Origin of the sequence: Streptomyces hundungensis, assembly GCF_003627815.1 — a bacterium.
Lineage (GTDB): Bacteria > Actinomycetota > Actinomycetes > Streptomycetales > Streptomycetaceae > Streptomyces > Streptomyces hundungensis_A.
Genome location: NZ_CP032698.1, coordinates 3679880 through 3704813, shown reverse-complemented (window position 1 = coordinate 3704813; position 24934 = coordinate 3679880). Strand labels below are relative to the sequence as shown.

The window sequence follows — 24934 nt, the reverse complement described above, 5'->3', positions numbered from 1 at the left end:
CGTCCGCAACCCCTGAGAAAGGGACACCTCCGGTGACTGAGAAGGCCGATCTCCAGTCCGTTCTCGACCGTGCCGCCGAGGGTGGGCGGATCACCCCGGAGGAGGCGCTCGACCTGTACCGGTCGGCGCCGCTGCACGCGCTCGGCGCCGCCGCCGACGCCGTGCGCCGCCGCCGCTACGCGGGTACCGAGCACATCGCGACGTACATCATCGAGCGGAACATCAACTACACCAACGTCTGTGTGACGGCGTGCAAGTTCTGCGCGTTCTACGCCGCGCCCAAGGACACCGCCAAGGGCTGGACCCGCGACCTCGACGACATCCTGCGCCGCTGCGCGGAGACCGTCGAGCTCGGCGGCACCCAGATCATGTTCCAGGGCGGCCACCACCCGGACTACGGCGTCGAGTACTACGAAGAGCACTTCTCGGCGATCAAGAAGGCCTACCCCCAGCTGGTCATCCACTCCCTCGGCGCCTCCGAGGTCGAGCACATGGCCCGCATCTCCAAGGTGTCGGTGGAAGAGGCTATCTCGCGCATCCACGCCGCCGGGCTCGACTCGTTCGCCGGGGCCGGCGCCGAGATCCTGCCGGAGCGCCCGCGCAAGGCGATCGCCCCGCTCAAGGAGTCCGGCGAGCGCTGGCTGGAGATCATGGAGACCGCGCACGGGCTCGGCGTCGAGTCGACGTCCACCATGCTGATGGGCACCGGCGAGACCAACGCCGAGCGCATCGAGCACCTGCGCATGATCCGTGACGTGCAGGACCGTACGGGCGGCTTCCGCGCCTTCATCCCGTACACCTACCAGCCCGAGAACAACCACCTCAAGGGCCGCACCCAGGCGACGATCTTCGAGTACATCCGCATGATCGCGATCGCCCGGATCTTCCTCGACAACGTCGCCCACATCCAGGGCTCGTGGCTGACCACGGGCAAGGAGGCCGGGCAGCTCACCCTGCACTACGGCGCGGACGACCTCGGCTCGATCATGCTGGAGGAGAACGTCGTCTCCTCCGCCGGCGCCAAGCACCGCTCGAACCTGCGCGAGATGATCGACATGATCCGCACGGCCGACCGGGTGCCCGCCCAGCGCTCCACCACCTACGAGCACCTCGTGGTGCACGACGACCCGGCGAACGACCCGGTCGACGTCCGCGTCCAGTCGCACATCTCCTCGACGGCGATCGCGGGCGGCACCGCCCACCCGGAGCTCAAGCTCCTCGCCTCCAACTGACGCGGTTCACCTGAGGTGTTGACGCTCCACGCCGCCGACCTGGTGCTGCCCGGGGACCGCTCGCCGGTACCGGGCGGCGCGGTCCTGGCCGACGGCGACCGGATCGCCATGATCGGGCCGTACGAGGACGTCGCGGCGGCCCACCCCGGCGCCCGCGTCCGCCGCTGGGCCGGGGTGCTCACGCCCGGCCTGGTCAACCGCCACGGCACGGCGCTCCTTGAGCACACCTACTTCCCCGACGACCCCTTCGAGGCCGACGAACTCGGCACCGAACCGCTCACCGGGGCCGCGCTCGCCGCCCTCGCGCCGAGTGAGTCCCGCCGGGGCAACAGTGCGCGCCGCTGCACGCAGAAGCTGCTCGCGCGGGGGGTGGTGGCGGTGACGGGGTCCCTGACCACCCCGGCCGTACGAACCGCCGTGCGGCGGGCGGGACTTGAGGTGCTGCCGGGCGCCGAGGCGGAGGGCCCTGCGACCCTCGACCCGCTGGCCGGCGCGGAACGCCCCACCGACGCGTTCCGGTCCCCGCTGGAGGTGGGCGCGCCGGCGCGGTTCGCGGTGTTCGCGGTGCGGGATGAGGCGGGGTTGGTGGGGTCGGGGGTGGCTTGTATCGCCACGGTGATTGGGGGGCGGTTGCGGCATCGGCGGGCGTAGCGTGCCGTAGGTGGTGCGGGGTGCGGGGTGCGGGGTGCGTCCGCGGCCCGGGCCACGATTCGCGCCGTTCCTCGCGCCCCTAAACCCGCTTTCACCTGCGGGCCGCCGGTGGCTGGTCGCGCAGTTCCCCGCGCCCCTGGCAGAACCGGGGCGGGGCCGGACGGGGCAGGTTGCGCAGTTCCCCGCGCCCCTGAACCCTCTTGATCCTGCGGACCGTGCTCGCTTCTCGCGCAGTTCCCCGCGCCCCTAACTGCTCGGTGCTGGCCCGTATTGGCCACCTCAGCCGGTCCGGCGATTGAGGACGAGCGTTCTTTAGGTGCGAACGGGGTCTGGGGCGGAGCCCCAGGGGCTTTAGGGCGCGGACCGTGCTCGCTTCTCGCGCAGTTCCTCGCGCCCCTAACTGCTCGGTGCTGGCCCGTATCGGCCACCTCAGCCTGTCCGGCGATTGAGGACGAGCGCCGTTCAGGCGCGAACGGGGTCTGGGGCGGAGCCCCAGGGGCCCGGGCCATCCAACCCTGCGCCTACGGGTGGGTGGGTGGGCAGACGCCTCAGGGGCGGGACAGGGCCTTTGCGAAGGCGCCCGGGGTCTGGGGCACGCCGCTGCAACTGGGCTGAGCCACCCCCGAGTTGACCCCGGAAGCGCAGGCCTGGTCACGGTAGGTGACCCACATCGACACCCGCCCCACCCCCTTGCCCCGGGCAAACGCCCGCACCACCGCCGCATCCTCCAGCGTGAACGTCTCGCCCTTCACATCGTTGACGCCCACCATCGAGGTGACCCCGAGCGCCTGCCAGGCCGCGCGGTCGGAGAGGCCGAGCAGCGCCTGGAGCTGGGCGTGCGCCGCGGTCGCCGCCCGTACCGCGTAGTCGCCCATGTTCCCCCCGAAGGACGTCCCGTAGTTCATCGTCATGATGTTGACGGTGGAGATCTTCACCCCGTGCTCCTCGGCGGACTTGAGCAGAGCCAGAGCCTGCGGCGTCAACCCCGTCGGCATCACCGCGAGCGTGAACGTCACCTTCAGGGCACGCTCCTTCTGGAGCAGCGCGATCGCCTCGGCGCGCCGGGTGAGCGCGGCCGGGTCGGTCAGCGCCGCGCCCTCGATGTCGAAGTCCGCCTCGGCGGAGCCCACCGCGTCGAGCGCCGAGCGGTAGGCGGCGGCCAGTTGCGCCGGGGTGCGGCAGGTGAGCGCGAGCTCCTTGCCGGCCTGCCCGCCGAAGGACACCCGTACCGCCGCGCCCGACTTCTTCAGGGCGGCCGCCCGGTCCTTGACGTCGCGGTCCGCGATGGCCGTCTCGTCGTCCCACACCGCCCGGCAGGTGGAGCCGTGGGCGACGGCGAAGGCCAGGTTGTAGACGGCGGGGGAGCCGACGGCGTCGGTCGGCGCGGCCGTGGTGGCGCTCACGTAAGGGGAGTACGCGCTCGTCAGCGCGGCAGGCGCGGGCTCCTTGGCGGCCCCAGCGGCCCCGGCGGTCCCGTCCGGGTCGCCCGGGGCATCCGGGGTCGAGGAGCACCCCGCGCACAGCAGCGCGGCCAGCACACCAGCCCCGACGACCGGCACCCTCAGAAAACTCAGAAAACCCCGCATGTCCTGCGCACCCGCTCTCCTGGTCCGCGCCCCCGTGGCACCGAAGGGAGAATGTACGCGGCCCGCCCGGACCGGTGAGGGCCGGGCGCCGGGCCGTGGCGCGGCTCCTGCTTGAATGGGAGCGTGACCCGCGCATCCCTGGACAAGCAGCCGCACGAAGTCGCCTCGATGTTCGACGACGTCGCGGCGCACTACGACCTCACCAACGACGTGCTCTCCCTCGGCCAGGCCCGGCTGTGGCGCAAGGAGGTCGCGAAAGCGGTCGACGCGCGTCCCGCGCAGAAGGTCCTCGACCTCGCGGCCGGCACGGCCACCTCCTCGCGGCCCTTCGCCGCGGCCGGCGCGTACACCGTGCCGTGCGACTTCTCGCTCGGCATGCTCAAGGTCGGCAAGGAGCGCCAGCCCCACATGCCGTTCACGGCGGGCGACGCGACGAAGCTGCCCTTCCGCGACGACACCTTCGACGCGGTGACCATCTCCTTCGGGCTGCGCAACGTCCAGGACACGGACGCCGCGCTGCGCGAGATGTACCGGGTCACCAAGCCCGGCGGCCGGGTCGTGATCTGCGAGTTCTCGCAGCCCACATGGAAGCCGTTCCGTACGGTGTACACGGAGTACCTGATGCGGGCGCTGCCCCCCGTCGCGACGGCCGTGTCCTCCAACCCGGAGGCGTACGTCTACCTCGCCGAGTCCATCCGCGCCTGGCCCGCCCAGCCGGAGCTCGCCGAGAAGCTCCAGAAGGCGGGCTGGTCCAAGGTGGCCTGGCGCAACCTGACGGGCGGGATCGTCGCCCTGCACCGCGGTTTCAAGGCCTGAGGACCACCCGGCGCCCCGACCCCAGGCTCAACTCCTCCGCCTCAACTGCCCAGCTCCAGACGGAAACAGAGCGCCTCCACCCCCGACATCGGATTCGGGTACGTTCTGGACAGCGTCATCCCGAGGCGCTCCGCCACCGCCACCGAACGGGTGTTGTGGGGATGGACCATCGCCACCACGTGGTCGAGGCCCGCGGCACGTACGCGGGCCACGGCCGCCCGCGCCGCCGCCGACGCGTAACCGCGGCCCCAGTGGGTGCGGGCCAGGCGCCAGCCGATCTCGATCTCACCCGTGGGGCCCCAGTCGCGGGGCCAGGGCTGGGCGCCGGTGAAGCCGACGACCTCGTCGTCCTCGTCCAGCATCGTCCAGAGGCAGAAGCCGAGTTCGGCGTCGTGCTTGCGCTGGCGGGCGGTCAGCTCCTCGTACACCGAGACCTCGGCCGAGCGGCCCCCGAGGAACTCCATCACCTCCGGGTCGTCGAACGCCCGGTGCCAGGCGTAGGCGTCCTCCTCGGTGGGCACGCGCAGCCGGACGGCCGGCGGGGACTTGCGCGGTACGGAGGACTCGGGGGAGAGAGAGCTCATGGCGTGGGCAACCCTTCGCGATGTCGATCAACAGCCACCCATAGACTGCACATGTCCTGTGCTTCTCGGCACGCAAATTCGAGTCTTCGGGAGATCCCGCTGTGACCGAGCCGCTCTCCGAACACACCGCGGACGTGATCGTCGTCGGGGCCGGCCCGGCCGGTTCGACGACCGCGTACTACCTGGCCAAGGCCGGACTCGACGTGCTGCTCCTGGAGAAGACCGCCTTCCCGCGCGAGAAGGTGTGCGGCGACGGTCTGACCCCGCGCGCCACCAAGCAGCTCGTCTCGATGGGGATCGACATCTCCGAAGAGGCCGGCTGGCTGCGCAACAAGGGCCTGCGGATCATCGGCGGCGGCGTCCGCCTCCAGCTCGACTGGCCGGACCTCGCCTCGTACCCGGACTACGGACTGGTGCGCAAGCGCGACGACTTCGACGAGCAGCTCGCCCGGCAGGCGCAGAAGGCCGGGGCGCGCCTGTACGAGCGCTGCAACGTCGGCGCTCCCATCGTCGACGAGCGCACCGGGCACATCACCGGTGTCAACGCCAAGCTCGGCGAGGAGAAGACCCCGGTCACCTTCCACGCCCCGCTCGTGGTGGCCGCCGACGGCAACTCCACCCGCCTCTCGCTCGCCATGGGCCTGCACCGGCGCGAGGACCGCCCGATGGGCGTCGCCGTGCGCACGTACTTCACCTCGCCGCGGCACGACGACGACTACCTGGAGTCCTGGCTCGAACTGTGGGACCGGCGCGGCCCGCAGGAGCGGCTCCTGCCCGGCTACGGTTGGATCTTCGGCATGGGCGACGGCACGTCCAACGTCGGCCTCGGCATCCTCAACTCGTCGTCCGCCTTCAAGGAGCTCGACTGGCGCGAGATCCTCAAGGCGTGGTGCGCGTCGATGCCCGAGGACTGGGGCTATACCCCCGAGAACATGACGGGCCCGATCCGCGGCGCCGCCCTGCCGATGGCCTTCAACCGCCAGCCGCACTACACCAAGGGCCTGCTGCTCGTCGGTGACGCGGGCGGCCTGGTCAACCCGTTCAACGGCGAGGGCATCGCGTACGCCATGGAGTCGGGGCAGATCGCCGCGGACGTCATCGTCCAGGCGCACGCCCGCGCCACCCCCTCCCAGCGCGAACTCGCCCTGCACGCATACCCGAAGATCCTCAAGGACACCTACGGCGGCTACTACACGCTGGGCCGCGCCTTCGTGAAGCTGATCGGCAACCCGAAGGTCATGAAGATCGCCACCCAGCGCGGCCTGACCCACCCGATGCTGATGAAGTTCACGCTGAAGATGCTGGCCAACCTGACCGACCCGACGGGCGGCGACGCGATGGACCGCATCATCAACGGCCTTTCCAAGGTGGCCCCGAAGGCCTGACCCCGGGCCGCCCGGCCGCCGTTGTCAGCAGCGGCGCTCCACCTCGTCCGTCCAGCGGACGGGGACCTCTCCGGCGAACCGGGACAGACCGGTGCGCACTTCCTCGGCGGACAGGTCCCCGCCCTGGCGGCGGGCTATGTACTCGTGGCGCCTGCCGTCGTGCAGGGTCACCCACACCGCGCGGTGGTGCTCGTAGCCGCCCTCGGCGCTCTGGTCGCCGAGCTCCCAGATCGCCACCGTGCCGACCTCGATCTCGCGCACCTGCGACCAGGGCGCGTCGAAGCGCGTGGCGAGATGTATCCCGGTCTCGTCCGCGCGGATGACCGGGCGCAGCGCCCCGTACACGCACGCCAGGACGAGGAACGCGCCGGCGCCGACGACGAACAGCGCGAAGCCCCAGCCGAAGGCGAGTTTGGACCAGTCGACGGGGCCGTGCCAGGGGCGGATGCCGGTGAGCATCCACAGGCCCAGCGCCATGAACACGATCCCGATGGCGGCGAACATGCCGAGCCCGTCGGCGTAGACCTCGTACGGCTGCGGTTGCGCGTCCCGTGCCTGCTCGTCCATGCGGCCACCCCCTGATAGGTGAACTCTGCCCGGAAGCAGGCAGAGTTCAACACATTCCGGGCATGCCGAAGGGCCGCTGCTCCCGAGCGGGGGAGCAACGGCCCTCACAGGCGGTGCTGGTGCGGCTCAGAAGGCCGCTGGACGCCTCAGAGAATGCGGACGGCGCCCGAGGGGGCGTCGTAGTCCAGGCTGCGCTCGACGACGCCGCTGGAGGGGTTCTGCGCGCCGACGAAGTTGCCGCCGCCCACGTAGATCGCCACGTGGTACGCGGAGCCCTTGCCGCCCCAGTAAAGGACGTCGCCCGGCTGGAGGTTGGACAGCGACACATCGGTGCCGGTGGCCGACTGGTCCTGCGAGACGCGCGGCAGGTCCACACCGATCTGGCGGTAGGCGGCCTGCACGAGACCGGAGCAGTCGTACGCGCTGGAGCCGGTGGCGCCCGAGACGTACGCCTTGCCGACCTGGGCCAGGGCGAAGTTCACGATGGCGGCGGCGGAGCCGGTGGCGTTGGACGCCTTGAAGGAGGTGGCACCGGTGCTCGCGGAGGCGGCCTTGAGCGTGGTGCGCTCGGCGGAGCGGGAGGCGCGCTCGGCGGCGGCGGCCTTCTCCTTCGCCTGAGCCTCGGCCTCGGCCTTCGCCTTGGCCTCGGCGGCCTTCTGCTCGGCGTCGTCCTTGGCCTTCTTGGCGTCCTTGGCGGCGGTGGACGCGGCGGCGTCCTGGGCGGCCTGGAGCTGGAGGTCGGCGGCAACCGCCTTGGTGGCCTGCACGGTGGCGGCCGCGGTGGTCGCGAGGTCGCCCGACAGCGTGGGCATCTCGATGGTCTCGTTGACCGGCTGAGCGGCGATGGCCGGGGCGGCCGCACCTGCCAGCGCGATGGTGCTGAGTACGCCACCGGCAACTCCGGCCCGGAGCGAGACCTTCGAGGCGCTGCGGCGGGGCTTCCGGTGGCTGGGTATGTGAGCGGTGTGGGACATGGGACAACCGCTATCAGGGGTACGGGGTTCCCTTCAAGAAACGTGTGCTGCGCCACAGTTGATGACGGAGGAGCCGAATCCGCTTCTTGCCGACACTTATTGACGCCGTAACGGACAAAACTGGCGGCCCTTATCAGGGCTGTGATCATGTGTTTTCCATGAAACGCCCGAATTGCCCGGCGCTTACCATCCCCTCACGTCGATGGCCAAGCCCCGTTGATTCCACGACTGTTGTGACGTGACGCAGGTCACAGTGTGGAGAGATCGAGTCGCCCCTCGGCGGTGCGGCGGCTCTCGTGAACGGGTGCACGCGTCCACCCCCGGGCTTCGAAGTCCCTCCCGCGGGTGAGGAGCGGGCGCTTATCACCGGATGTGCCCCGGCCGCCAATTTGCCTGTAGCGCACATCTCTTGATAACGCCAGACCGTCGCCGACCAGCGGTAACACCTCGGGATGTCACGTCTCGTGATCACTCGGGCGCTTCACGTATGAAGATCACCGCTCATCCGGCTTCATGATCCTTCGTCAGGTGGTGGAGATCACAAAGGCGTTGTCGCACCCCGTGTCGCAGATCACAGACCGACGGGCATAGGATGCGGGGCAGTCGGGCTTGTGAACTGCCTCACATGTACGCGATCTTCATGCCGAAAGGCGAGGTGGCGAGGTGTTCGCGAGACCCGTGTGCGGTCCAACGGTCAAGGACGACTGGAAGGAGCGAGGAGCGTGAATGCCTACGCGCCCATCCTCGTGCTCGGCGCCCTCGGGGCAGGGTTTGCGATCTTTTCCGTGGTCATGGCCACGCTAATCGGCCCAAAAAGGTACAACCGGGCGAAACTTGAGGCGTACGAGTGCGGTATCGAACCCACTCCCACGCCGGCCGGCGGCGGCCGCTTCCCCATCAAGTACTACCTGACGGCGATGCTCTTCATCGTCTTCGACATCGAGATCGTCTTCCTCTACCCCTGGGCGGTCACCTTCGACGCCCTGGGGCTTTTCGGGCTCGTGGAGATGCTGCTCTTCGTGCTCACCGTCTTCGTCGCCTACGCGTATGTGTGGCGGCGCGGCGGCCTGGAATGGGACTGAGGGGCTGAGGGGCACCTATGGGACTCGAAGAGAAACTGCCTAGCGGCTTCGTGCTGACCACTGTTGAACAGGCCGCGGGCTGGGTGCGCAAGGCGTCCGTCTTCCCCGCCACCTTCGGCCTCGCCTGCTGCGCCATCGAGATGATGACGACCGGCGCGGGCCGCTACGACCTGGCCCGGTTCGGCATGGAGGTCTTCCGCGGCTCCCCGCGCCAGGCCGACCTGATGATCGTGGCCGGCCGGGTCAGCCAGAAGATGGCGCCGGTGCTGCGGCAGGTCTATGACCAGATGCCCAACCCCAAGTGGGTCATTTCCATGGGGGTTTGCGCCTCATCGGGCGGGATGTTCAACAATTACGCGATTGTTCAGGGTGTTGACCACATTGTCCCGGTTGATATCTACCTGCCCGGCTGCCCACCCCGGCCCGAGATGCTGATCGACGCGATTCTCAAGCTCCACCAGAAGATCCAGGGCACCAAGCTCGGGGTCAACCAGGAGGAGGCGGCCCGCGAGGCGGAGGAGGCGGCCCTCAAGGCGCTCCCCACCATCGAGATGAAGGGGCTGCTGCGGTGAGCTCTCCCGATACCCCCGACACCCCCGAACAGAGCGGCGTACCCGCCCCGCGCCAGGACACCGGCGAGGTCATCGGAGTACGCAAGGGCATGTTCGGCGTCAACAACGGCGGTGACACCACCGGTTACGGCGGCCTGGTGCGGACCATCACGCTGCCCGGCGCCACCTCGCGCCCCTACGGCGGCTGGTTCGACGAAGTGGCCGACGAACTCGAAGGCGCCCTGGAGGAGCAGGACCTGCTCCCCGAGAACGCCATCGAGAAGACGGTCGTCGACCGCGGCGAACTCACCTTCCACATCGCGCGCGAGCACCTCCTGCGCGTCGCCCGCACCCTGCGCGACGACCCCGCCCTGCGCTTCGAGCTCTGTACGGGCGTGAGCGGCGTCCACTTCCTCGGCGACAAGGGCCGCGAGCTGCACGCCGTCTACCACCTGCGCTCCCTGACCCACGGCCGGCTCATCCGCCTTGAGGTGAGCGCCCCCGACGCCGACCCGCACATCCCCTCGCTCGTCGAGGTCTATCCGACCAACGACTGGCACGAGCGCGAGGCGTACGACTTCTTCGGCATCGTCTTCGACGGCCACCCCGCCCTCACCCGGATCATGATGCCGGACGACTGGCAGGGCTTCCCGCAGCGCAAGGACTACCCCCTCGGCGGCATCGCGGTCGAGTACAAGGGCGCCCAGATCCCGGCTCCGGACCAGCGGAGGTCGTACAGCTGATGAGCACTTCTCACGCGTCCGCTCGGGAAACCACCGAGGGGACTGTATATACGGTCACCGGCGGCGACTGGGACGAGGTCGTCGAGTCGGCGGCCAAGGCCGACGACGAGCGCATCGTCGTCAACATGGGTCCCCAGCACCCCTCCACCCACGGCGTGCTCCGGCTGATCCTGGAGATCGAGGGCGAGACGGTCACCGAGGCCCGCTGCGGAATCGGTTATCTGCACACCGGCATCGAGAAGAACCTCGAATTCCGCACCTGGACCCAGGGCACCACCTTCGTCACGCGCATGGACTATCTGACGCCGTTCTTCAACGAGACGGCGTACTGCCTCGGCGTCGAGAAGCTCCTCGGCATCACCGAGCAGATCCCCGACCGGGCCTCGGTCATCCGCGTGCTGCTCATGGAGCTCAACCGGCTCTCCTCGCACCTGGTGTGCATCGCCACCGGCGGCATGGAGCTGGGCGCGACCACGATCATGATCTACGGATTCCGGGATCGTGAACTCATTCTCGACCTCTATGAGTTGATCACCGGCCTGCGCATGAACCACGCGTTCATCCGCCCCGGCGGGCTCGCCCAGGACCTGCCGCCGGGCGCGGTGGACCAGCTCCGCGAGTTCGTGAAGACCATGAAGAAGAACCTGCCGGAGTACGACAAGCTCGCCACCGGCAACCCCATCTTCAAGGCCCGCATGCAGGACGTCGGCTACCTCGACCTGACCGGCTGCATGGCGCTCGGCGCCACCGGGCCCATCCTGCGCTCGGCCGGCCTCCCGCACGACCTGCGCAAGACCGACCCGTACTGCGGCTACGAGACGTACGACTTCGACGTCCCGACCGCCGACAGCTGCGACTCCTACGGCCGCTTCCTGGTCCGCCTGGAGGAGATGCGCCAGTCGCTCAGGATCGTCGAGCAGTGCCTGGACCGGCTGGCGCCCGGGCCGGTCATGGTCCAGGACAAGAAGATCGCCTGGCCCGCGCAGCTCGCGCTCGGGCCGGACGGGCTCGGCAACTCCCTCGACCACATCAAGAAGATCATGGGCACCTCCATGGAGTCCCTCATCCACCACTTCAAGCTGGTGACCGAGGGCTTCCGGGTCCCCGCCGGACAGGCCTACGTGGCCGTCGAGTCACCCAAGGGCGAACTCGGCGTACACGTCGTCTCCGACGGCGGCACCCGCCCCTACCGGGTCCACTTCCGCGACCCGTCCTTCACCAACCTTCAGGCCATGGCGGCCATGTGCGAGGGCGGCCAGGTCGCCGACGTCATCGTCGCCGTCGCGTCCATCGACCCCGTGATGGGAGGCGTCGACCGGTGACTGACATCCAATTGGGCATGCCGCAACTGCCCGCGCCCGACTACCCGGCCGATGTGCGCGCCCGTCTGGAGGCGGACGGCCGCGAGATCGTCGCCCGCTACCCCGACAGCCGCTCCGCGCTGCTGCCGCTGCTCCACCTCGTCCAGGCCGAGGAGGGCTACGTCTCGCGCACCGGCATGGCCTTCTGCGCGGACCTCCTGGAGCTGACGACGGCCGAGGTCACGGCCGTCGCCACCTTCTACTCCATGTACCGCCGCAAGCCCTCGGGCGACTACCAGGTCGGCGTCTGCACCAACACGCTGTGCGCGGTGATGGGCGGCGACGCCATCTTCGACGAGCTGAAGCGGCACCTGGGCGTCGGCAACAACGAGACCACCGATGACGGCAAGGTGACGCTCGAACACATCGAGTGCAACGCCGCCTGCGACTTCGCGCCCGTCGTGATGGTCAACTGGGAGTTCTTCGACAACCAGACGCCCGAGAGCGCCAAACGCCTCGTCGACGACCTGCGGGCCGGCCGCGAGGTGGAGCCCACCCGGGGCGCCCCGCTCTGCACCTACCAGGAGACCGCGCGCATCCTGGCCGGCTTCCCCGACCAGCGCCCCGGTGCGGTCGCCGCGACCGGCGGCGCCGGACCCGCCTCGCTCGCCGGACTGCGCCTGGCCAAGGGCGAGACCCCGGGCGCGCGTGTGGTGCACCCCCGAGGCGAGGGCCCCAAGGACCGACCCCAGCCCGGCTCCGAGCACTTGAGCTCGCACGACGCACCACAGCAGACCTCGGCGTCCGACCCGGCCCACCCCGCCGGTCCCGCCGCCGAGGAGGGGGAGTGATGACGTTGGCCACCGAGATCGCCGGAAACGGCAACGGAAGCAGCCCGGAGAAACTGCTCGCACCGGTGCTCTCCGCCTTCTGGGACCAGCCCGAGTCCTGGACCCTGGAGACCTACCGGCGCCACGACGGCTACGAAGGCCTGCGCAAGGCGCTCGCCATGACGCCGGACGACCTCATCGCGTACGTCAAGGACTCCGGTCTGCGCGGCCGCGGCGGCGCCGGCTTCCCCACCGGGATGAAGTGGCAGTTCATCCCGCAGGGCGACGGCAAGCCGCACTACCTGGTCGTCAACGCCGACGAGTCGGAGCCCGGGACCTGCAAGGACATCCCGCTCCTGTTCGCCAACCCGCACTCCCTCATCGAGGGCATCGTGATCGCCTGCTACGCGATCCGCTCCTCGCACGCCTTCATCTATCTGCGCGGCGAGGTCGTCCCCGTCCTGCGGCGGCTGCACGAGGCCGTGCGCGAGGCGTACGAGGCGGGCTTCCTCGGCGAGGACATCCTCGGCAGCGGCCTGAACCTCGAACTCACCGTGCACGCGGGCGCGGGCGCGTACATCTGTGGCGAGGAGACCGCGCTCCTGGACTCCCTCGAAGGCCGCCGCGGCCAGCCCCGGCTGCGACCCCCCTTCCCCGCGGTCGCCGGTCTGTACGCGTGCCCCACTGTGGTGAACAACGTCGAGTCCATCGCCTCGGTTCCCGCGATCCTGAACCGCGGCAAGGACTGGTTCAAGTCCATGGGGAGCGAGAAGTCCCCCGGCTTCACGCTGTATTCGCTCAGCGGGCACGTCACGGGCCCCGGCCAGTACGAGGCCCCGCTGGGCATCACCCTGCGCCAGCTCCTCGACATGAGCGGCGGGATGCGCAAGGGCCACCGGCTCAAGTTCTGGACGCCGGGCGGCTCCTCGACCCCGATGTTCACCGACGAGCACCTCGACGTGCCGCTGGACTACGAGGGCGTCGGCGCCGCCGGATCCATGCTCGGCACCAAGGCGCTCCAGTGCTTCGACGAGACCACCTGCGTGGTGCGGGCGGTCACCCGCTGGACCGAGTTCTACGCCCATGAGTCCTGCGGCAAGTGCACCCCGTGCCGCGAAGGGACGTACTGGCTGGTCCAGTTGCTCCGCGACATCGAGGCAGGCAAGGGCTCGATGGGCGACCTCGACAAGCTCAACGACATCGCCGACAACATCAACGGCAAGTCGTTCTGCGCGCTCGGCGACGGCGCCGCCTCGCCGATCTTCTCCTCGCTCAAGTACTTCCGCGACGAGTACGAGCAGCACATCACGGGCAAGGGCTGCCCCTTCGACCCCGCCAGGTCCACCGCCTGGGCGGACGACAACACGGAGGTGAACGCATGACTGTGACGACGAGTAGCGCTTCCTCCGGGGGCGGCGAGGCGGCCGTGCCGCCGGAAGATCTCGTCTCGCTGACCATCGACGGCATCGACATCAGCGTCCCCAAGGGCACCCTGGTGATCCGCGCCGCCGAACAGCTCGGCATCGAGATCCCGCGCTTTTGCGACCACCCCCTGCTCGACCCGGCCGGCGCCTGCCGCCAGTGCATCGTCGAGGTCGAGGGCCAGCGCAAGCCGATGGCGTCCTGCACCATCACCTGCACCGACGGCATGGTGGTCAAGTCCCAGCTCTCCTCGCCGGTCGCCGAGAAGGCCCAGCGCGGGGTCATGGAACTCCTGCTGATCAACCACCCGTTGGACTGCCCCGTCTGCGACAAGGGCGGTGAGTGCCCGCTCCAGAACCAGGCGATGCAGGTCGGTGACACCGACTCGCGTTTCGAGGGCAAGAAGCGCACCTATGAGAAGCCGGTCCCCATCTCCACCCAGGTGCTCCTGGACCGCGAGCGCTGTGTGCTGTGCGCGCGCTGCACCCGCTTCTCCAACCAGATCGCCGGCGACCCGATGATCGAACTGATCGAGCGGGGCGCGCTCCAGCAGGTCGGCACCGGTGAAGGCGACCCGTTCGAGTCGTACTTCTCCGGCAACACCATCCAGATCTGCCCGGTCGGCGCGCTGACGTCGGCGGCCTACCGCTTCCGCTCCCGGCCCTTCGACCTCGTGTCGTCGCCTTCGGTGTGCGAGCACTGCGCGGGCGGCTGCGCGACCCGCACCGACCACCGGCGCGGCAAGGTCATGCGGCGTCTGGCGGCCGAGGACCCCGAGGTCAACGAGGAGTGGGTCTGCGACAAGGGCAGGTTCGCGTTCCGCTACGCCCAGCAGCGCGACCGCCTGACCACGCCGCTGGTGCGCAACGCCGACGGCGTCCTGGAGACGGCGAGCTGGCCCGAGGCGCTGGAGGCGGCCGCCGCCGGACTCGCCGCCGCGCGCGGGCGGGCCGGGGTGCTCGCCGGTGGCCGCCTCACCGTCGAGGACGCGTACGCCTACGCCAAGTTCGCCCGGATCGCCCTGGACACCAACGACATCGACTTCCGGGCCCGGGTGCACTCCGCCGAGGAGGCCGACTTCCTGGCGGCCCGGGTCGCGGGACACGGCCGGGACCTCGACGGGCAGGGGGCCACCTACACCTCCGTCGAGCGGGCGCCCGCCGTCCTGCTCGTCGGCTTCGAGTCCGAGGAGGAGGCGCCCGGCGTCTTCCTGCGGCTGCGCAAGGCCTGGCGCAAGCACGGCCAGCGCACCTTCTCGCTCGCCACCCACATGACCCGCGGCCTCGCGAAGGCGGGCGGCACCCTGCTGCCCGCCGCGCCCGGCACCGAGACCGAGTGGCTGGACGCGCTCGCGGGCGGCGTCGGCCTGGACGCCGACGGCGCGAAGGCGGCCGAGGCGCTGCGTGCCCCGGGCGCCGTCCTCATCGTCGGCGAGCGGCTCGCGGGCGTGCCCGGCGCGCTGACCGCCGCGGTGCGCGCGGCCTCGGCGACCGGCGCCGAACTGGTGTGGATCCCGCGCCGGGCCGGCGAGCGCGGCGCGGTGGAGGCGGGCGCACTCCCGTCGCTGCTGCCCGGCGGCCGCCCGGCCACCGACCCGCGGGCCCGCGAAGAGGTCGCCTCGGCCTGGGGCGTACGCGAACTCCCGCACCGCTACGGACGCGACACCGGCCAGATCGTCGAGGCCGCCGTCACCGGCGAACTGGGCGCGCTGCTCGTGGCGGGCGTCGACCCGGCGGACCTGCCGGACCCGGCGCGCGCCCGCCAGGCCCTCGCGGGGTCCTTCGTGGTCAGCCTGGAGCTGCGGCCCACCGAGGTCACCGCCCACGCCGACGTGGTCCTTCCGGTCGCCGCCGTCGCCGAGAAGCCCGGCACCTTCCTCAACTGGGAAGGCAGGGCGCGCCTGTTCGAGGCCGCGCTCAAGCCGGAGCAGATGACCCGCAGCCTGGCGCCGACCGACGCGCGGGTGCTGCACATGCTGGCCGACGCCCTGGACGTGCGGCTCGCGCTGCCCGATGTGCGCGCCGTACGCACCGAGATGACGCGCCTCGGCACCTGGGACGGGCCGCGCGCGAGCCAGCCCCTGGAGTCGGCGCAGCCGCTGCCCCGGCCCGCCGCCGGCGAGGCGGTCCTCGCCGGTCACCGGATGCTGCTCGACCAGGGCAGCCTCCAGGACGGCGACGAGGCGCTCGCGGGCACCCGGCACGCGGCCGTGGCCCGGCTCTCCGCGGCCACCGCGGCCGAGTCCGGGGTCAAGGACGGCGACCTCCTCCAGGTCACCGGACCGGCCGGCGCCGTCCAACTCCCGCTCCGGGTCAGCGAGATGCCCGACCGGGTGGTGTGGCTGCCGCTGAATTCCGTCGGCGGCGGCGTCGCCTCGGACACCGGCGCGGTTCCCGGCGGGGTCGTCCGCGTCGGCCCCGCCGTTACGGAAGCTCCCACGGAGGTGGTGGAGGCGTGATCACGCTCGCTGCGGAGGACCTCTCCCTGTTCGGCCGCGACCCCTGGTGGCTCGTCTTCGTCAAGGCCGTCTTCTGCTTCGCGTTCCTGATGGTGACCGTGCTGTTCTCCATCGTGTGGGAGCGCAAGGTCGTCGCCTGGATGCAGTTGCGCATCGGTCCCAACCGGCACGGCCCCTGGGGGATGCTCCAGTCGCTCGCCGACGGCATCAAGCTGATGCTGAAGGAAGACGTCATCGTCAAGCGGGCCGACAAGGTCGTCTACGTCCTGGCCCCGATCATCGCCGCCATCCCGGCGTTCATGGCGATCGCCGTGATCCCCTTCGGGCCGTCCGGCAACGAGGTGTCGATCTTCGGTCACCGCACCACGATGCAGCTCACCGACCTGCCGATCGCCATGCTGTACGTCCTGGCCGTCGCCTCGGTCGGCATCTACGGCATCGTGCTCGCGGGCTGGTCCTCCGGCTCGACGTACCCGCTGCTCGGCGGCTTGCGCTCGTGCGCCCAGATGATCTCGTACGAGATCGCGATGGGCGCGGCCTTCGCCTCGGTCTTCCTCTACTCCGGGTCGATGTCGACCTCGAAGATCGTCGAGGCGCAGGGCGACCGCTGGTACATCGTGCTGCTGCCGGTCTCGTTCATCATCTACATCATCACGATGGTCGGCGAGACCAACCGGGCCCCGTTCGACATGCCGGAGTCCGAGGGCGACCTGGTGGGCGGCTTCAACACCGAGTACTCGTCCATCAAGTTCGCGATGTTCATGCTCGCCGAGTACGTCAACATGGTCACCGTCTCGGCCGTCGCGACCACCCTCTTCCTCGGCGGCTGGCGGGCCCCCTGGCCCATCAGCACCTTCTGGGCGGGCGCGAACCACGGCTGGTGGCCGATGCTCTGGTTCGTCATCAAGGTCCAGTTGCTGCTCTTCTTCTTCATCTGGCTGCGCGGCACGCTGCCCCGGGTCCGCTACGACCAGCTGATGAAGCTGGGGTGGAAGGTCCTCATCCCGGTCTCCGTGGTCTGGCTGATGCTGGTCGCGACCGTACGGGCGCTGCGCAACGAGGGCTACGACTTCTCCAGGATCGTGCTGTACGTCGGCGGCGCGGTCGTCGCCCTGCTGCTGCTCTCCTTCGTCGCGGACATGTTCCGCGGCAAGAAGCAGGACGCGGACGCGAAGGCGCCGCCCGCGGCCTTCGACCCGATGGCCGGTGGATTCCCGGTGCCGCCGCTGCCCGGACAGACCCTTCCGCCCGTACCCCGTCGACGGCCGCGCACGGAGCGCGAGTTGATTGTCAGTGGTGGGGCGGATACTCAGAGTGAGCGAGAGGGAAGGGAGGACGACGGTGTCTGACAAGTCATCGGCCGGGGCATCGGGGAAGCCGGGCAAGCCGGGGGAGTCGGAGGACACGTTCCTCAACCCCGTCGCCGGCTTCGGCGTGACCTTCAAGGCCATGTTCAAGAAGCGGCTGACCGAGCAGTACCCGGAACAGCCGAAGGTCACCGCGCCGCGCTTCCACGGCCGCCACCAGCTCAACCGGCACCCGGACGGCCTGGAGAAGTGCGTCGGCTGCGAGCTGTGCGCCTGGGCCTGCCCCGCCGACGCCATCTATGTGGAGGGCGCCGACAACACGGACGAGGAGCGTTACTCGCCGGGCGAGCGCTACGGCCGCGTCTACCAGATCAACTACGCCCGCTGCATCCTGTGCGGCCTGTGCATCGAGGCCTGCCCCACCCGGGCGCTGACGATGACCAACGAGTTCGAACTGGCCGACTCCTCGCGCGAGAACCTGATCTACACCAAGGAGCAGCTGCTCGCCGGGCTCGACGACACCATGGTCGACAGCCCGCACGCGATCTACCCGGGCATGAACGAGCAGGACTACTACCGCGGCCTGGTCACCGAGGCCGCGCCCGGCACCGTGCGCCAGGTGGCGCTCAGCAAGGGGGAGCAGCCCCAGGAGGCCGCCTCCACCTTCGGTCCGGAGGAGCCCGCGTCCGGCAAGGTGGTGGGGGCATGAGCGCGTCCACCGTCGCGCTGGCCGCCGCGGCCTCGCACACCTCCACCGGGGAGGCCTTCCAGTTCTGGGTGCTCGGCACGGTCGCCGTGATCGGCGCCCTGTGCACCATCCTCATGAAGAAGGCCGTGCACAGCGCGCTCTGCCTGGCCGCCACCATGATCATTCTGGCGGTCTTCTACCTCGCCAACGGGGCGTACTTCCTGGGCGTCGTCCAGATCGTCGTCTACACCGGCGCGATCATGATGCTGTTCCTCTTCGTCGTCATGCTGGTCGGCGTCACGGCGGCGGACTCGCTGAAGGAGACCATCAAGGGGCAGCGCTGGTGGGCCGCGGCCTGCGGGCTCGGCTTCGGGGTGCTCCTGATCGCGGGCATCGCCAACGCCTCCCTGAAGAACTTCAACGGGCTCGGCCAGGCCAACGCCAACGGCAATGTGGAAGGGCTCGCCGCCCTCATCTTCACCAAGTACGTCTTCGCCTTCGAGATCACCGGCGCGCTGCTGATCACCTCGGCGGTCGGCGCGATGGTGCTCACCCACCGGGAGCGCACCGAACGCGCCAAGACCCAGCGCGAGATGTCCGAGGAGCGCGTACGCGGCAAGCACCTGCCCCCGCTGCCTGCCCCCGGCGTCTACGCCCGGCACAACGCGGTGGACATCGCGGGCCTGCTCCCCGACGGCACCCCCTCGGAGCTCACCGTCAACCAGACGCTCCGCGGCCGCGGCCAGATCCGCGACGTGTCCCAGCAGGCGCTCGACGACCTCAAGGCCCTGGAGCAGCGCTCCGAGGAACGGCTCGGCCGGGACGAGGAGGCGGTCAAGTGAATCCGGTCAACTACCTCTATCTGGCAGCCCTGTTGTTCACCATCGGCGCCGCCGGGGTGCTCATCAGGCGGAACGCGATCGTGGTCTTCATGTGCGTCGAGCTGATGCTCAACGCCTGCAACCTCGCCTTCGTGTGCTTCTCCCGGCTGCACGGCAACCTCGACGGTCAGGTCATCGCGTTCTTCACGATGGTCGTCGCCGCCGCGGAGGTCGTGGTCGGGCTCGCGATCATCGTGTCGCTCTTCCGTTCCCGCCACTCGGCCTCGGTCGACGACGCCAGCCTGATGAAGCTGTAAGGGGACGCTGAATCGTGGACAACCTCATTGCGCTGCTCATCGCGGCGCCTCTGCTCGGAGCGGCCGTACTGCTGTGCGGCGGACGGAGACTGGACGGGATCGGCCACTGGCTGGGCACGCTGCTCGCGGGCGCGTCCTTCGTCCTCGGCGCGGTGCTCTTCGTCGACATGCTGGGCCGCTCGGCCGACCACCGGACCGTGGCCAAGCACCTGTTCACCTGGGTCCCGGTCGAGGGCTTCCAGGCGAACGTCGGCTTCCACCTCGACCAGCTGTCGATGACCTTCGTCCTGCTGATCACCGGTGTGGGCACGCTGATCCACATCTACTCGATCGGCTACATGGAGCACGACGAGAACCGCCGGCGCTTCTTCGGCTACCTCAACCTGTTCCTCGCGGCGATGCTGCTCCTGGTCCTCGCCGACAACTACCTTCTGCTGTACGTCGGTTGGGAGGGCGTGGGTCTCGCGTCCTATCTGCTCATCGGCTTCTGGCAGCACAAGCCCAGCGCGGCGACCGCCGCCAAGAAGGCCTTCCTGGTCAACCGGGTCGGTGACATGGGCCTCTCCATCGCGATCATGGTGATGTTCACGACGTTCGGCTCCTTCGCCTTCACCACCGTCCTCGGCGAGGCCGGCGGGGCGAGCTCGGGCCGGGACACCGCGATCGGCCTGATGCTCCTGCTGGCCGCCTGCGGCAAGTCGGCCCAGGTGCCGCTCCAGTCCTGGCTCGGTGACGCGATGGAGGGCCCGACCCCGGTCTCGGCCCTGATCCACGCGGCGACCATGGTCACCGCCGGCGTCTATCTGATCACCCGCTCCGGCGCGATCTTCAACGCGGTGCCCGACGTCCAGACGGCCGTCGTGGTCGTCGGCGCGGTCACGCTCCTGTTCGGTGCGATCGTCGGTTGCGCCAAGGACGACATCAAGAAGGCGCTGGCCGGCTCCACGATGTCGCAGATCGGCTACATGATCCTGGCCACCGGCCTCGGCCCGATCGGCTACGCGTTCGCGATCATGCACCTGGTGACGCACGGCTTCTTCAAGGCCGGTCTCTTCCTCGGCGCCGGCTCGGTCATGCACGGCATGAACGACGAGGTGGACATGCGGAAGTACGGAGGCCTGCGCACGTACATGCCGGTCACCTTCGTCACCTTCGGCCTCGGCTACCTCGCGATCATCGGCTTCCCGGGCCTGTCCGGCTTCTTCTCCAAGGACAAGATCATCGAGGCGGCGTTCGCGAAGGGCGGCACCGAGGGCTGGATCCTCGGCGCGGTCACCCTGCTCGGCGCCGCGATCACCGCGTACTACATGACACGCGTGATGGTCCTGACCTTCTTCGGTGAGGAGCGCTGGCGGAACGCGAAGACCCCCTCGCCGGCCGAGCCGAGCGTGGAGCCCGCCGCCGAGACGCGCGGCGCCCACGACGAGCCGCACCCGCACGAGTCCCCGAAGTCCATGACGATCCCCATGATCGTCCTCGCCTTCGGCTCGGTCTTCGCGGGCGGAGTCTTCGGCATCGGCGACCGGTTCGTGAAGTGGCTGGAGCCGGTCACCTCCTTCGACCACGGCGACTCGCCGCTCGGCGAGTGGACCGTCACCGGCGCCACCGTCGTCTGTCTGCTGATCGGCGTCGGCCTCGCGGTCGCGCAGTACGGGCGAAAGCCCGTCCCGGTCGTCGCCCCGCGCGGCTCGCTGCTCACCCGGGCCGCCCGCCGCGACCTGCTCCAGGACGACTTCAACCACGTGGTCCTGGTCCGCGGCGGCGAACACCTCACCCGCTCGCTCGTCTACCTCGACCACAGCCTGGTCGATGGAGTCGTCAATGGAACCGCCGCCTCGGTCGGCGGGCTCTCCGGCCGGCTGCGCAAGCTACAGAACGGCTTCGCCCGCAGCTACGCGGTCTCGATGTTCGGAGGTGCTGTGGTGATCATCGCCGCGACTCTGCTGATGAGGGCGGTGTAAACCATGTCCTTCCCCCTCCTCACCGCGACGGCGGCCCTCCCGGCCCTCGGCGCGATCGCCACCGCGGCGGTCCCCGCGGCCCGGCGCACCGCCGCCAAGTGGCTGGCCCTGCTGGTCTCGGTGGGCACCCTGGCGCTCGCCGCGATCCAGCTCGGCCGCTTCGAACCGGGCGGCGCCCGCTACCAGTTGACCGAGTCCCATGCCTGGATCAAGGACTTCGGTGTCCGCTACGAACTGGGCGTGGACGGCATCGGGGTGGCCCTCATCGGGCTCACCGCGCTGCTCATCCCGTTCATCATCGCGGCCGGCTGGCACGACGCCGACCCCCTGGAAACCCACAGCAGTCGCTGGCGGCCCACCCAGGGCTTCTTCGCCCTGATCCTCGCCGTCGAGGCAATGGTGGTCCTCTCCTTCGAAGCCACCGACGTCTTCCTCTTCTACATCCTGTTCGAAGCCATGCTCATCCCGATGTACTTCCTCATCGGCGGCTTCGGCGACCGGGCCCACGCCGGGGGCGACGAGGCGGCGGCGACCCAACGCTCGTACGCGGCCGTCAAGTTCCTGCTCTACAACCTGGTCGGCGGGCTCATCATGCTGGCCGCCGTCATCGGCCTGTACGTGGTGGCGGGCTCGTTCTCGCTGAACGAGATCGCCGCGGCCCGCGCGAGCGGCTCGCTCCACATGGCGACCAACACCGAGCGGCTCCTGTTCCTCGGCTTCTTCTTCGCCTTCGCGGTGAAGGCCCCGCTGTGGCCGCTGCACACCTGGCTGCCCAACGCCATGGGCGAGGCGACCGCGCCGGTCGCCGTGCTGATCACCGCGGTCGTCGACAAGGTCGGCACCTTCGCGATGCTCCGCTTCTGCCTCCAGCTCTTCCCGGAGGCCAGCAAGTGGGCGACGCCGGTGATCGTGGTCCTCGCCGTGATCAGCATCATCTACGGAGCGCTGCTCGCGGTCGGCCAGCGGGACATCAAGCGCCTGGTGGCGTACGCGTCGATCTCGCACTTCGGCTTCATCATCATGGGCATCTTCGCGATGACCAGCCAGGGCCAGTCCGGCGCCACGCTCTACATGGTCAACCACGGGATCTCGACGGCCGCGCTGATGCTGGTGGCCGGCTTCCTGATCTCGCGGCGCGGCTCCCGGCTCATCGCGGACTACGGCGGCGTCCAGAAAGTCGCCCCGGTGCTGGCCGGCACGTTCCTGATCGGCGGCCTCGCCACCCTCTCGCTGCCGGGCCTCGCGCCCTTCGTGAGTGAATTCCTGGTCCTGGTCGGCACGTTCAGCCGCTACCCGGTGGCGGGCGTGGTCGCCACCCTCGGCATCGTCCTCGCCGCGCTCTACGTCCTCGTCCTCTACCAGCGGACGATGACGGGCCCGGTCAAGGCCGAGGTCCAGGGCATGCCCGACCTCAAGGTCCGCGAACTGCTCGTGGTGGCCCCGCTGATCGGGCTGCTGATCTTCCTCGGGGTCTACCCGAAGCCGCTGACGGACATCGTCAACCCGGCGGTCCGCCAGACCATGTCGGACGTACAGAAGAAGGACCCCAACCCGGTGGTGGAGGCGGCCAAGTGAGCTCATCAGCTGTCCACAGCCTGTGGACCACGGCGGCCGAGGGGAAGCTGGACAAGATCCCCGCGCCGCACATCGAGTACGCCCAGCTCGCGCCCACGCTGATCGTGGTCGGCGCGGCGATCGTCGGCGTCCTCGTGGAGGCCTTCGTCCCGCGCCGCGCCCGCTACTACACGCAGCTCTTCCTGTCGGTGGTCGCGCTCGCCGCCGCCTTCGCGGCGGTGGTCGGCCTCGCGGCCGGCGGCTACGGCACGACCAAGGCCCACATCGCGGCCATGGGCGCGGTCGCCGTCGACGGCCCGGCGCTCTTCCTCCAGGGCACGATCCTGCTCGCCTCCATCGTGGCGGTCTTCACCTTCGCCGAGCGGCGCCTGGACCCGGTGGCGCACGGCAACAAGGTGGACTCCTTCGCCGCGCAGGCGGCCTCGGTGCCCGGCAGCGACAGCGAGAAGGCCGCCGTCAAAGCCGGGTTCACCACCACCGAGGTCTTCCCGCTGGCCCTGTTCGCGGTCTCCGGGATGCTGGTCTTCCCGGCCGCGAACGACCTGTTGACCCTGTTCGTGGCCCTGGAGGTCTTCTCCCTCCCGCTCTACCTGCTGTGCGCCCTCGCCCGCCGCAAGCGGCTCATGTCGCAGGAGGCGGCGGTCAAGTACTTCCTGCTCGGCGCGTTCTCCTCGGCCTTCCTGCTCTTCGGCATCGCGCTCCTGTACGGCTACGCGGGCTCGGTCACGTACTCCAGGATCGCCGACGTCATCAGCGGCTCCGTCCAGAACGTGGACCCGGCGCTCGCCGGCACCATGGGCAACGACGCGCTGCTGCTCATCGGCGGCGCGATGCTGCTGATGGGCCTGCTGTTCAAGGTCGGCGCGGTCCCGTTCCACATGTGGACGCCGGACGTCTACCAGGGCGCCCCGACCCCGGTCACCGGCTTCATGGCGGCGGCCACCAAGGTCGCGGCCTTCGGCGCGCTGCTCCGCCTGCTGTACGTGGTGCTGCCCGGCATGAGCTGGGACTGGCGGCCGGTCATGTGGGGCGTCGCGATCATCACGATGCTGGGCGGCGCGGTCGTCGCCATCACCCAGACCGACATCAAACGGCTCCTCGCGTACTCCTCGATCGCGCACGCAGGGTTCATCCTGGCCGGTGTCATCGCCACCAACGCGGACGGCATCTCCTCGGTCCTTTTCTACCTGGCGGCGTACTCCTTCGTGACGATCGGCGCGTTCGCCGTGGTCACGCTCGTGCGGGACGCGGGCGGCGAGGCGACGCACCTGTCGAAGTGGGCCGGGCTCGGCCGCCGCTCGCCACTGGTCGCGGCGGTCTTCGCCGTCTTCCTGCTCGCCTTCGCGGGCATCCCGCTGACCTCCGGCTTCTCCGGGAAGTTCGCCGTGTTCAAGGCGGCGGCGGAGGGGGGTGCGGGGGCGCTGGTCGTGATCGGTGTGATCTCCTCCGCCGTGGCGGCGTTCTTCTACATCCGGGTGATCGTGCTGATGTTCTTCAGCGAGCCGAAGGCGGACGGGCCGACGGTGGCGGTGGCTTCGCCGCTCACGATGACGGCGATCGGGGTGGGGGTGGTGGTGACGCTGGTGTTGGGCGTGGCGCCGCAGTACTTCCTTGAGCTTGCGCGGCATGCGGGGGTGTTTGTGCGGTAGGTCTTTTGGGTGGTGCGGGGTCCCGGCGCGGGTGGGTGGCGCCGGGGCCTCCGTGTTTCCCCAGGGCGGCGCGGGCTGCCTTTTCCCTGGGGCTCGGCCCCAGGCCCTTTGCCCACCCACCCGCCCGTGACGGGGGTTGGCTGGGTCCGGCCCCTGGGGCTCCGCCCCAGACCCCGACGCGTTCGCCCACCCACCCGCCCGTGCAGCGGGTAGGAAGGTTCGGCCCCTGGGGCTCCGCCCCAGACCCCCTGAGGGGCTCCGCCCCTCGCACCCCGGCGGGGGCTCCGCCCCCTGCACCCCCGTTCGCGCCTTAAGGGCGCTCGTCCTCAATCGCCGGACGGGCTGAGGTGGCCGGTGCTGGCCAGCACCGATCCTGCTAGGGGCGCGAGGAACTGCGCGAGAAGCGGGCACGGTCCGCAGGGTCGAGAGGGTTA

At 69.9% G+C, this 24934-nt stretch carries 22 protein-coding genes; 18 read left to right on the top strand and 4 right to left on the bottom strand.

What is annotated here, in order from left to right; translation table 11 throughout:
• The first annotated feature begins 32 nt into the window (after positions 1-32).
• On the top strand, positions 33-1232 hold the full coding sequence (gene mqnC, locus DWB77_RS16435) for a cyclic dehypoxanthinyl futalosine synthase (RefSeq protein ID WP_120721979.1): 1200 nt from the start codon (positions 33-35) through the stop codon (positions 1230-1232).
• Positions 1233-1247: 15 nt separating this feature from the next.
• Positions 1248-1883, top strand: coding sequence for an imidazolonepropionase-like domain-containing protein (locus DWB77_RS16430; protein WP_120721978.1), 636 nt, complete (start codon positions 1248-1250; stop codon positions 1881-1883).
• Between the two features lie 548 nt (positions 1884-2431).
• Here the strand turns inward: DWB77_RS16430 and DWB77_RS16425 are convergent.
• The gene (locus DWB77_RS16425; RefSeq protein WP_120721977.1) at positions 2432-3469 is read right to left on the bottom strand and encodes a chitinase; all 1038 of its coding nucleotides are present in this window, start codon (positions 3467-3469) and stop codon (positions 2432-2434) included.
• 123 nt (positions 3470-3592) lie between these two features.
• On the opposite strand from DWB77_RS16425, the gene DWB77_RS16420 reads away from it, so the two are divergent.
• Positions 3593-4285 carry a demethylmenaquinone methyltransferase gene (locus DWB77_RS16420; protein WP_120721976.1) on the top strand — a complete coding sequence of 231 codons (693 nt, stop codon included), beginning with the start codon at positions 3593-3595 and terminating at the stop codon, positions 4283-4285.
• Positions 4286-4326: 41 nt separating this feature from the next.
• Here the strand turns inward: DWB77_RS16420 and DWB77_RS16415 are convergent, their stop codons facing one another.
• Entirely contained in the window at positions 4327-4869 is a 543-nt protein-coding gene (locus DWB77_RS16415) for a GNAT family N-acetyltransferase (protein WP_120721975.1), read from the bottom strand.
• Positions 4870-4970: 101 nt separating this feature from the next.
• On the opposite strand from DWB77_RS16415, the gene DWB77_RS16410 reads away from it, so the two are divergent.
• The gene (locus tag DWB77_RS16410) at positions 4971-6254 is read left to right on the top strand and encodes a geranylgeranyl reductase family protein (protein WP_120721974.1); all 1284 of its coding nucleotides are present in this window, start codon (positions 4971-4973) and stop codon (positions 6252-6254) included.
• A 24-nt stretch (positions 6255-6278) separates the two neighbouring features.
• On the opposite strand, the gene DWB77_RS16405 is transcribed toward DWB77_RS16410, so the two are convergent.
• Entirely contained in the window at positions 6279-6821 is a 543-nt protein-coding gene (locus DWB77_RS16405; protein WP_120721973.1) for a hypothetical protein, read from the bottom strand.
• A 146-nt stretch (positions 6822-6967) separates the two neighbouring features.
• Positions 6968-7795 (bottom strand): C40 family peptidase, encoded by an 828-nt coding sequence (locus DWB77_RS16400; RefSeq protein ID WP_120721972.1) that lies wholly within the window; start codon positions 7793-7795, stop codon positions 6968-6970.
• A gap of 722 nt (positions 7796-8517) precedes the next feature.
• Between DWB77_RS16400 and DWB77_RS16395 the strand changes: the two genes are divergently transcribed.
• The 14 genes from DWB77_RS16395 to nuoN all read left to right on the top strand — a co-directional run bounded on the left by DWB77_RS16395 (position 8518) and on the right by nuoN (position 24500).
• Positions 8518-8877 (top strand): NADH-quinone oxidoreductase subunit A, encoded by a 360-nt coding sequence (locus DWB77_RS16395; RefSeq protein ID WP_030494815.1) that lies wholly within the window; start codon positions 8518-8520, stop codon positions 8875-8877.
• A gap of 17 nt (positions 8878-8894) precedes the next feature.
• Complete coding sequence (locus DWB77_RS16390) at positions 8895-9449, top strand: NuoB/complex I 20 kDa subunit family protein (protein ID WP_120721971.1); 555 nt, start codon at positions 8895-8897, stop codon at positions 9447-9449.
• Positions 9446-10171, top strand: coding sequence for an NADH-quinone oxidoreductase subunit C (locus DWB77_RS16385; protein ID WP_120721970.1), 726 nt, complete (start codon positions 9446-9448; stop codon positions 10169-10171). The genes DWB77_RS16390 and DWB77_RS16385 overlap by 4 nt, the downstream gene beginning before the upstream one ends.
• Complete coding sequence (locus DWB77_RS16380) at positions 10171-11493, top strand: NADH-quinone oxidoreductase subunit D (protein ID WP_120721969.1); 1323 nt, start codon at positions 10171-10173, stop codon at positions 11491-11493. Before DWB77_RS16385 ends, DWB77_RS16380 begins: the two co-directional genes overlap by 1 nt.
• A gap of 17 nt (positions 11494-11510) precedes the next feature.
• Positions 11511-12323, top strand: a complete 813-nt coding sequence (gene nuoE, locus DWB77_RS16375; RefSeq protein WP_120721968.1) for an NADH-quinone oxidoreductase subunit NuoE — start codon at positions 11511-11513, stop codon at positions 12321-12323.
• Positions 12323-13684 (top strand): NADH-quinone oxidoreductase subunit NuoF, encoded by a 1362-nt coding sequence (gene nuoF, locus DWB77_RS16370; RefSeq protein ID WP_120721967.1) that lies wholly within the window; start codon positions 12323-12325, stop codon positions 13682-13684. Before nuoE ends, nuoF begins: the two co-directional genes overlap by 1 nt.
• Positions 13681-16182, top strand: a complete 2502-nt coding sequence (locus DWB77_RS16365; protein WP_120721966.1) for an NADH-quinone oxidoreductase subunit G — start codon at positions 13681-13683, stop codon at positions 16180-16182. Before nuoF ends, DWB77_RS16365 begins: the two co-directional genes overlap by 4 nt.
• Positions 16179-17531 (top strand): NADH-quinone oxidoreductase subunit NuoH, encoded by a 1353-nt coding sequence (gene nuoH, locus DWB77_RS16360; protein ID WP_428985124.1) that lies wholly within the window; start codon positions 16179-16181, stop codon positions 17529-17531. Before DWB77_RS16365 ends, nuoH begins: the two co-directional genes overlap by 4 nt.
• Positions 17532-17616: 85 nt before the next feature.
• Complete coding sequence (gene nuoI / locus DWB77_RS16355; RefSeq protein WP_399035119.1) at positions 17617-18198, top strand: NADH-quinone oxidoreductase subunit NuoI; 582 nt, start codon at positions 17617-17619, stop codon at positions 18196-18198.
• The gene (locus DWB77_RS16350; protein WP_120721964.1) at positions 18195-19019 is read left to right on the top strand and encodes an NADH-quinone oxidoreductase subunit J; all 825 of its coding nucleotides are present in this window, start codon (positions 18195-18197) and stop codon (positions 19017-19019) included. Before nuoI ends, DWB77_RS16350 begins: the two co-directional genes overlap by 4 nt.
• Positions 19016-19315 carry an NADH-quinone oxidoreductase subunit NuoK gene (gene nuoK / locus DWB77_RS16345; RefSeq protein ID WP_053728780.1) on the top strand — a complete coding sequence of 100 codons (300 nt, stop codon included), beginning with the start codon at positions 19016-19018 and terminating at the stop codon, positions 19313-19315. Before DWB77_RS16350 ends, nuoK begins: the two co-directional genes overlap by 4 nt.
• 14 nt (positions 19316-19329) lie before the next feature.
• Positions 19330-21276: an NADH-quinone oxidoreductase subunit L gene (gene nuoL, locus DWB77_RS16340; protein ID WP_120721963.1), complete on the top strand. Its 1947-nt coding sequence runs from the start codon at positions 19330-19332 to the stop codon at positions 21274-21276.
• A gap of 3 nt (positions 21277-21279) precedes the next feature.
• Positions 21280-22851, top strand: coding sequence for an NADH-quinone oxidoreductase subunit M (locus DWB77_RS16335; RefSeq protein WP_120721962.1), 1572 nt, complete (start codon positions 21280-21282; stop codon positions 22849-22851).
• Complete coding sequence (gene nuoN, locus DWB77_RS16330) at positions 22848-24500, top strand: NADH-quinone oxidoreductase subunit NuoN (protein ID WP_120721961.1); 1653 nt, start codon at positions 22848-22850, stop codon at positions 24498-24500. The genes DWB77_RS16335 and nuoN overlap by 4 nt, the downstream gene beginning before the upstream one ends.
• Positions 24501-24934 lie beyond the last annotated feature (434 nt).

Bases quoted from the DNA above. Each gene is read 5' to 3' on its own strand.
- DWB77_RS16425 (WP_120721977.1), bottom strand. From the start codon at position 3,469: ATGCGGGGTTTTCTGAGTTTTCTGAGGGTGCCGGTCGTCGGGGCTGGT.
- DWB77_RS16415 (WP_120721975.1), bottom strand. From the start codon at position 4,869: ATGAGCTCTCTCTCCCCCGAGTCCTCCGTACCGCGCAAGTCCCCGCCG.
- DWB77_RS16405 (WP_120721973.1), bottom strand. From the start codon at position 6,821: ATGGACGAGCAGGCACGGGACGCGCAACCGCAGCCGTACGAGGTCTAC.
- DWB77_RS16400 (WP_120721972.1), bottom strand. From the start codon at position 7,795: ATGTCCCACACCGCTCACATACCCAGCCACCGGAAGCCCCGCCGCAGC.
- DWB77_RS16390 (WP_120721971.1), top strand. From the start codon at position 8,895: ATGGGACTCGAAGAGAAACTGCCTAGCGGCTTCGTGCTGACCACTGTT.
- DWB77_RS16380 (WP_120721969.1), top strand. From the start codon at position 10,171: ATGAGCACTTCTCACGCGTCCGCTCGGGAAACCACCGAGGGGACTGTA.
- nuoE (WP_120721968.1), top strand. From the start codon at position 11,511: ATGCCGCAACTGCCCGCGCCCGACTACCCGGCCGATGTGCGCGCCCGT.
- nuoF (WP_120721967.1), top strand. From the start codon at position 12,323: ATGACGTTGGCCACCGAGATCGCCGGAAACGGCAACGGAAGCAGCCCG.
- DWB77_RS16365 (WP_120721966.1), top strand. From the start codon at position 13,681: ATGACTGTGACGACGAGTAGCGCTTCCTCCGGGGGCGGCGAGGCGGCC.
- DWB77_RS16350 (WP_120721964.1), top strand. From the start codon at position 18,195: ATGAGCGCGTCCACCGTCGCGCTGGCCGCCGCGGCCTCGCACACCTCC.
- DWB77_RS16335 (WP_120721962.1), top strand. From the start codon at position 21,280: ATGTCCTTCCCCCTCCTCACCGCGACGGCGGCCCTCCCGGCCCTCGGC.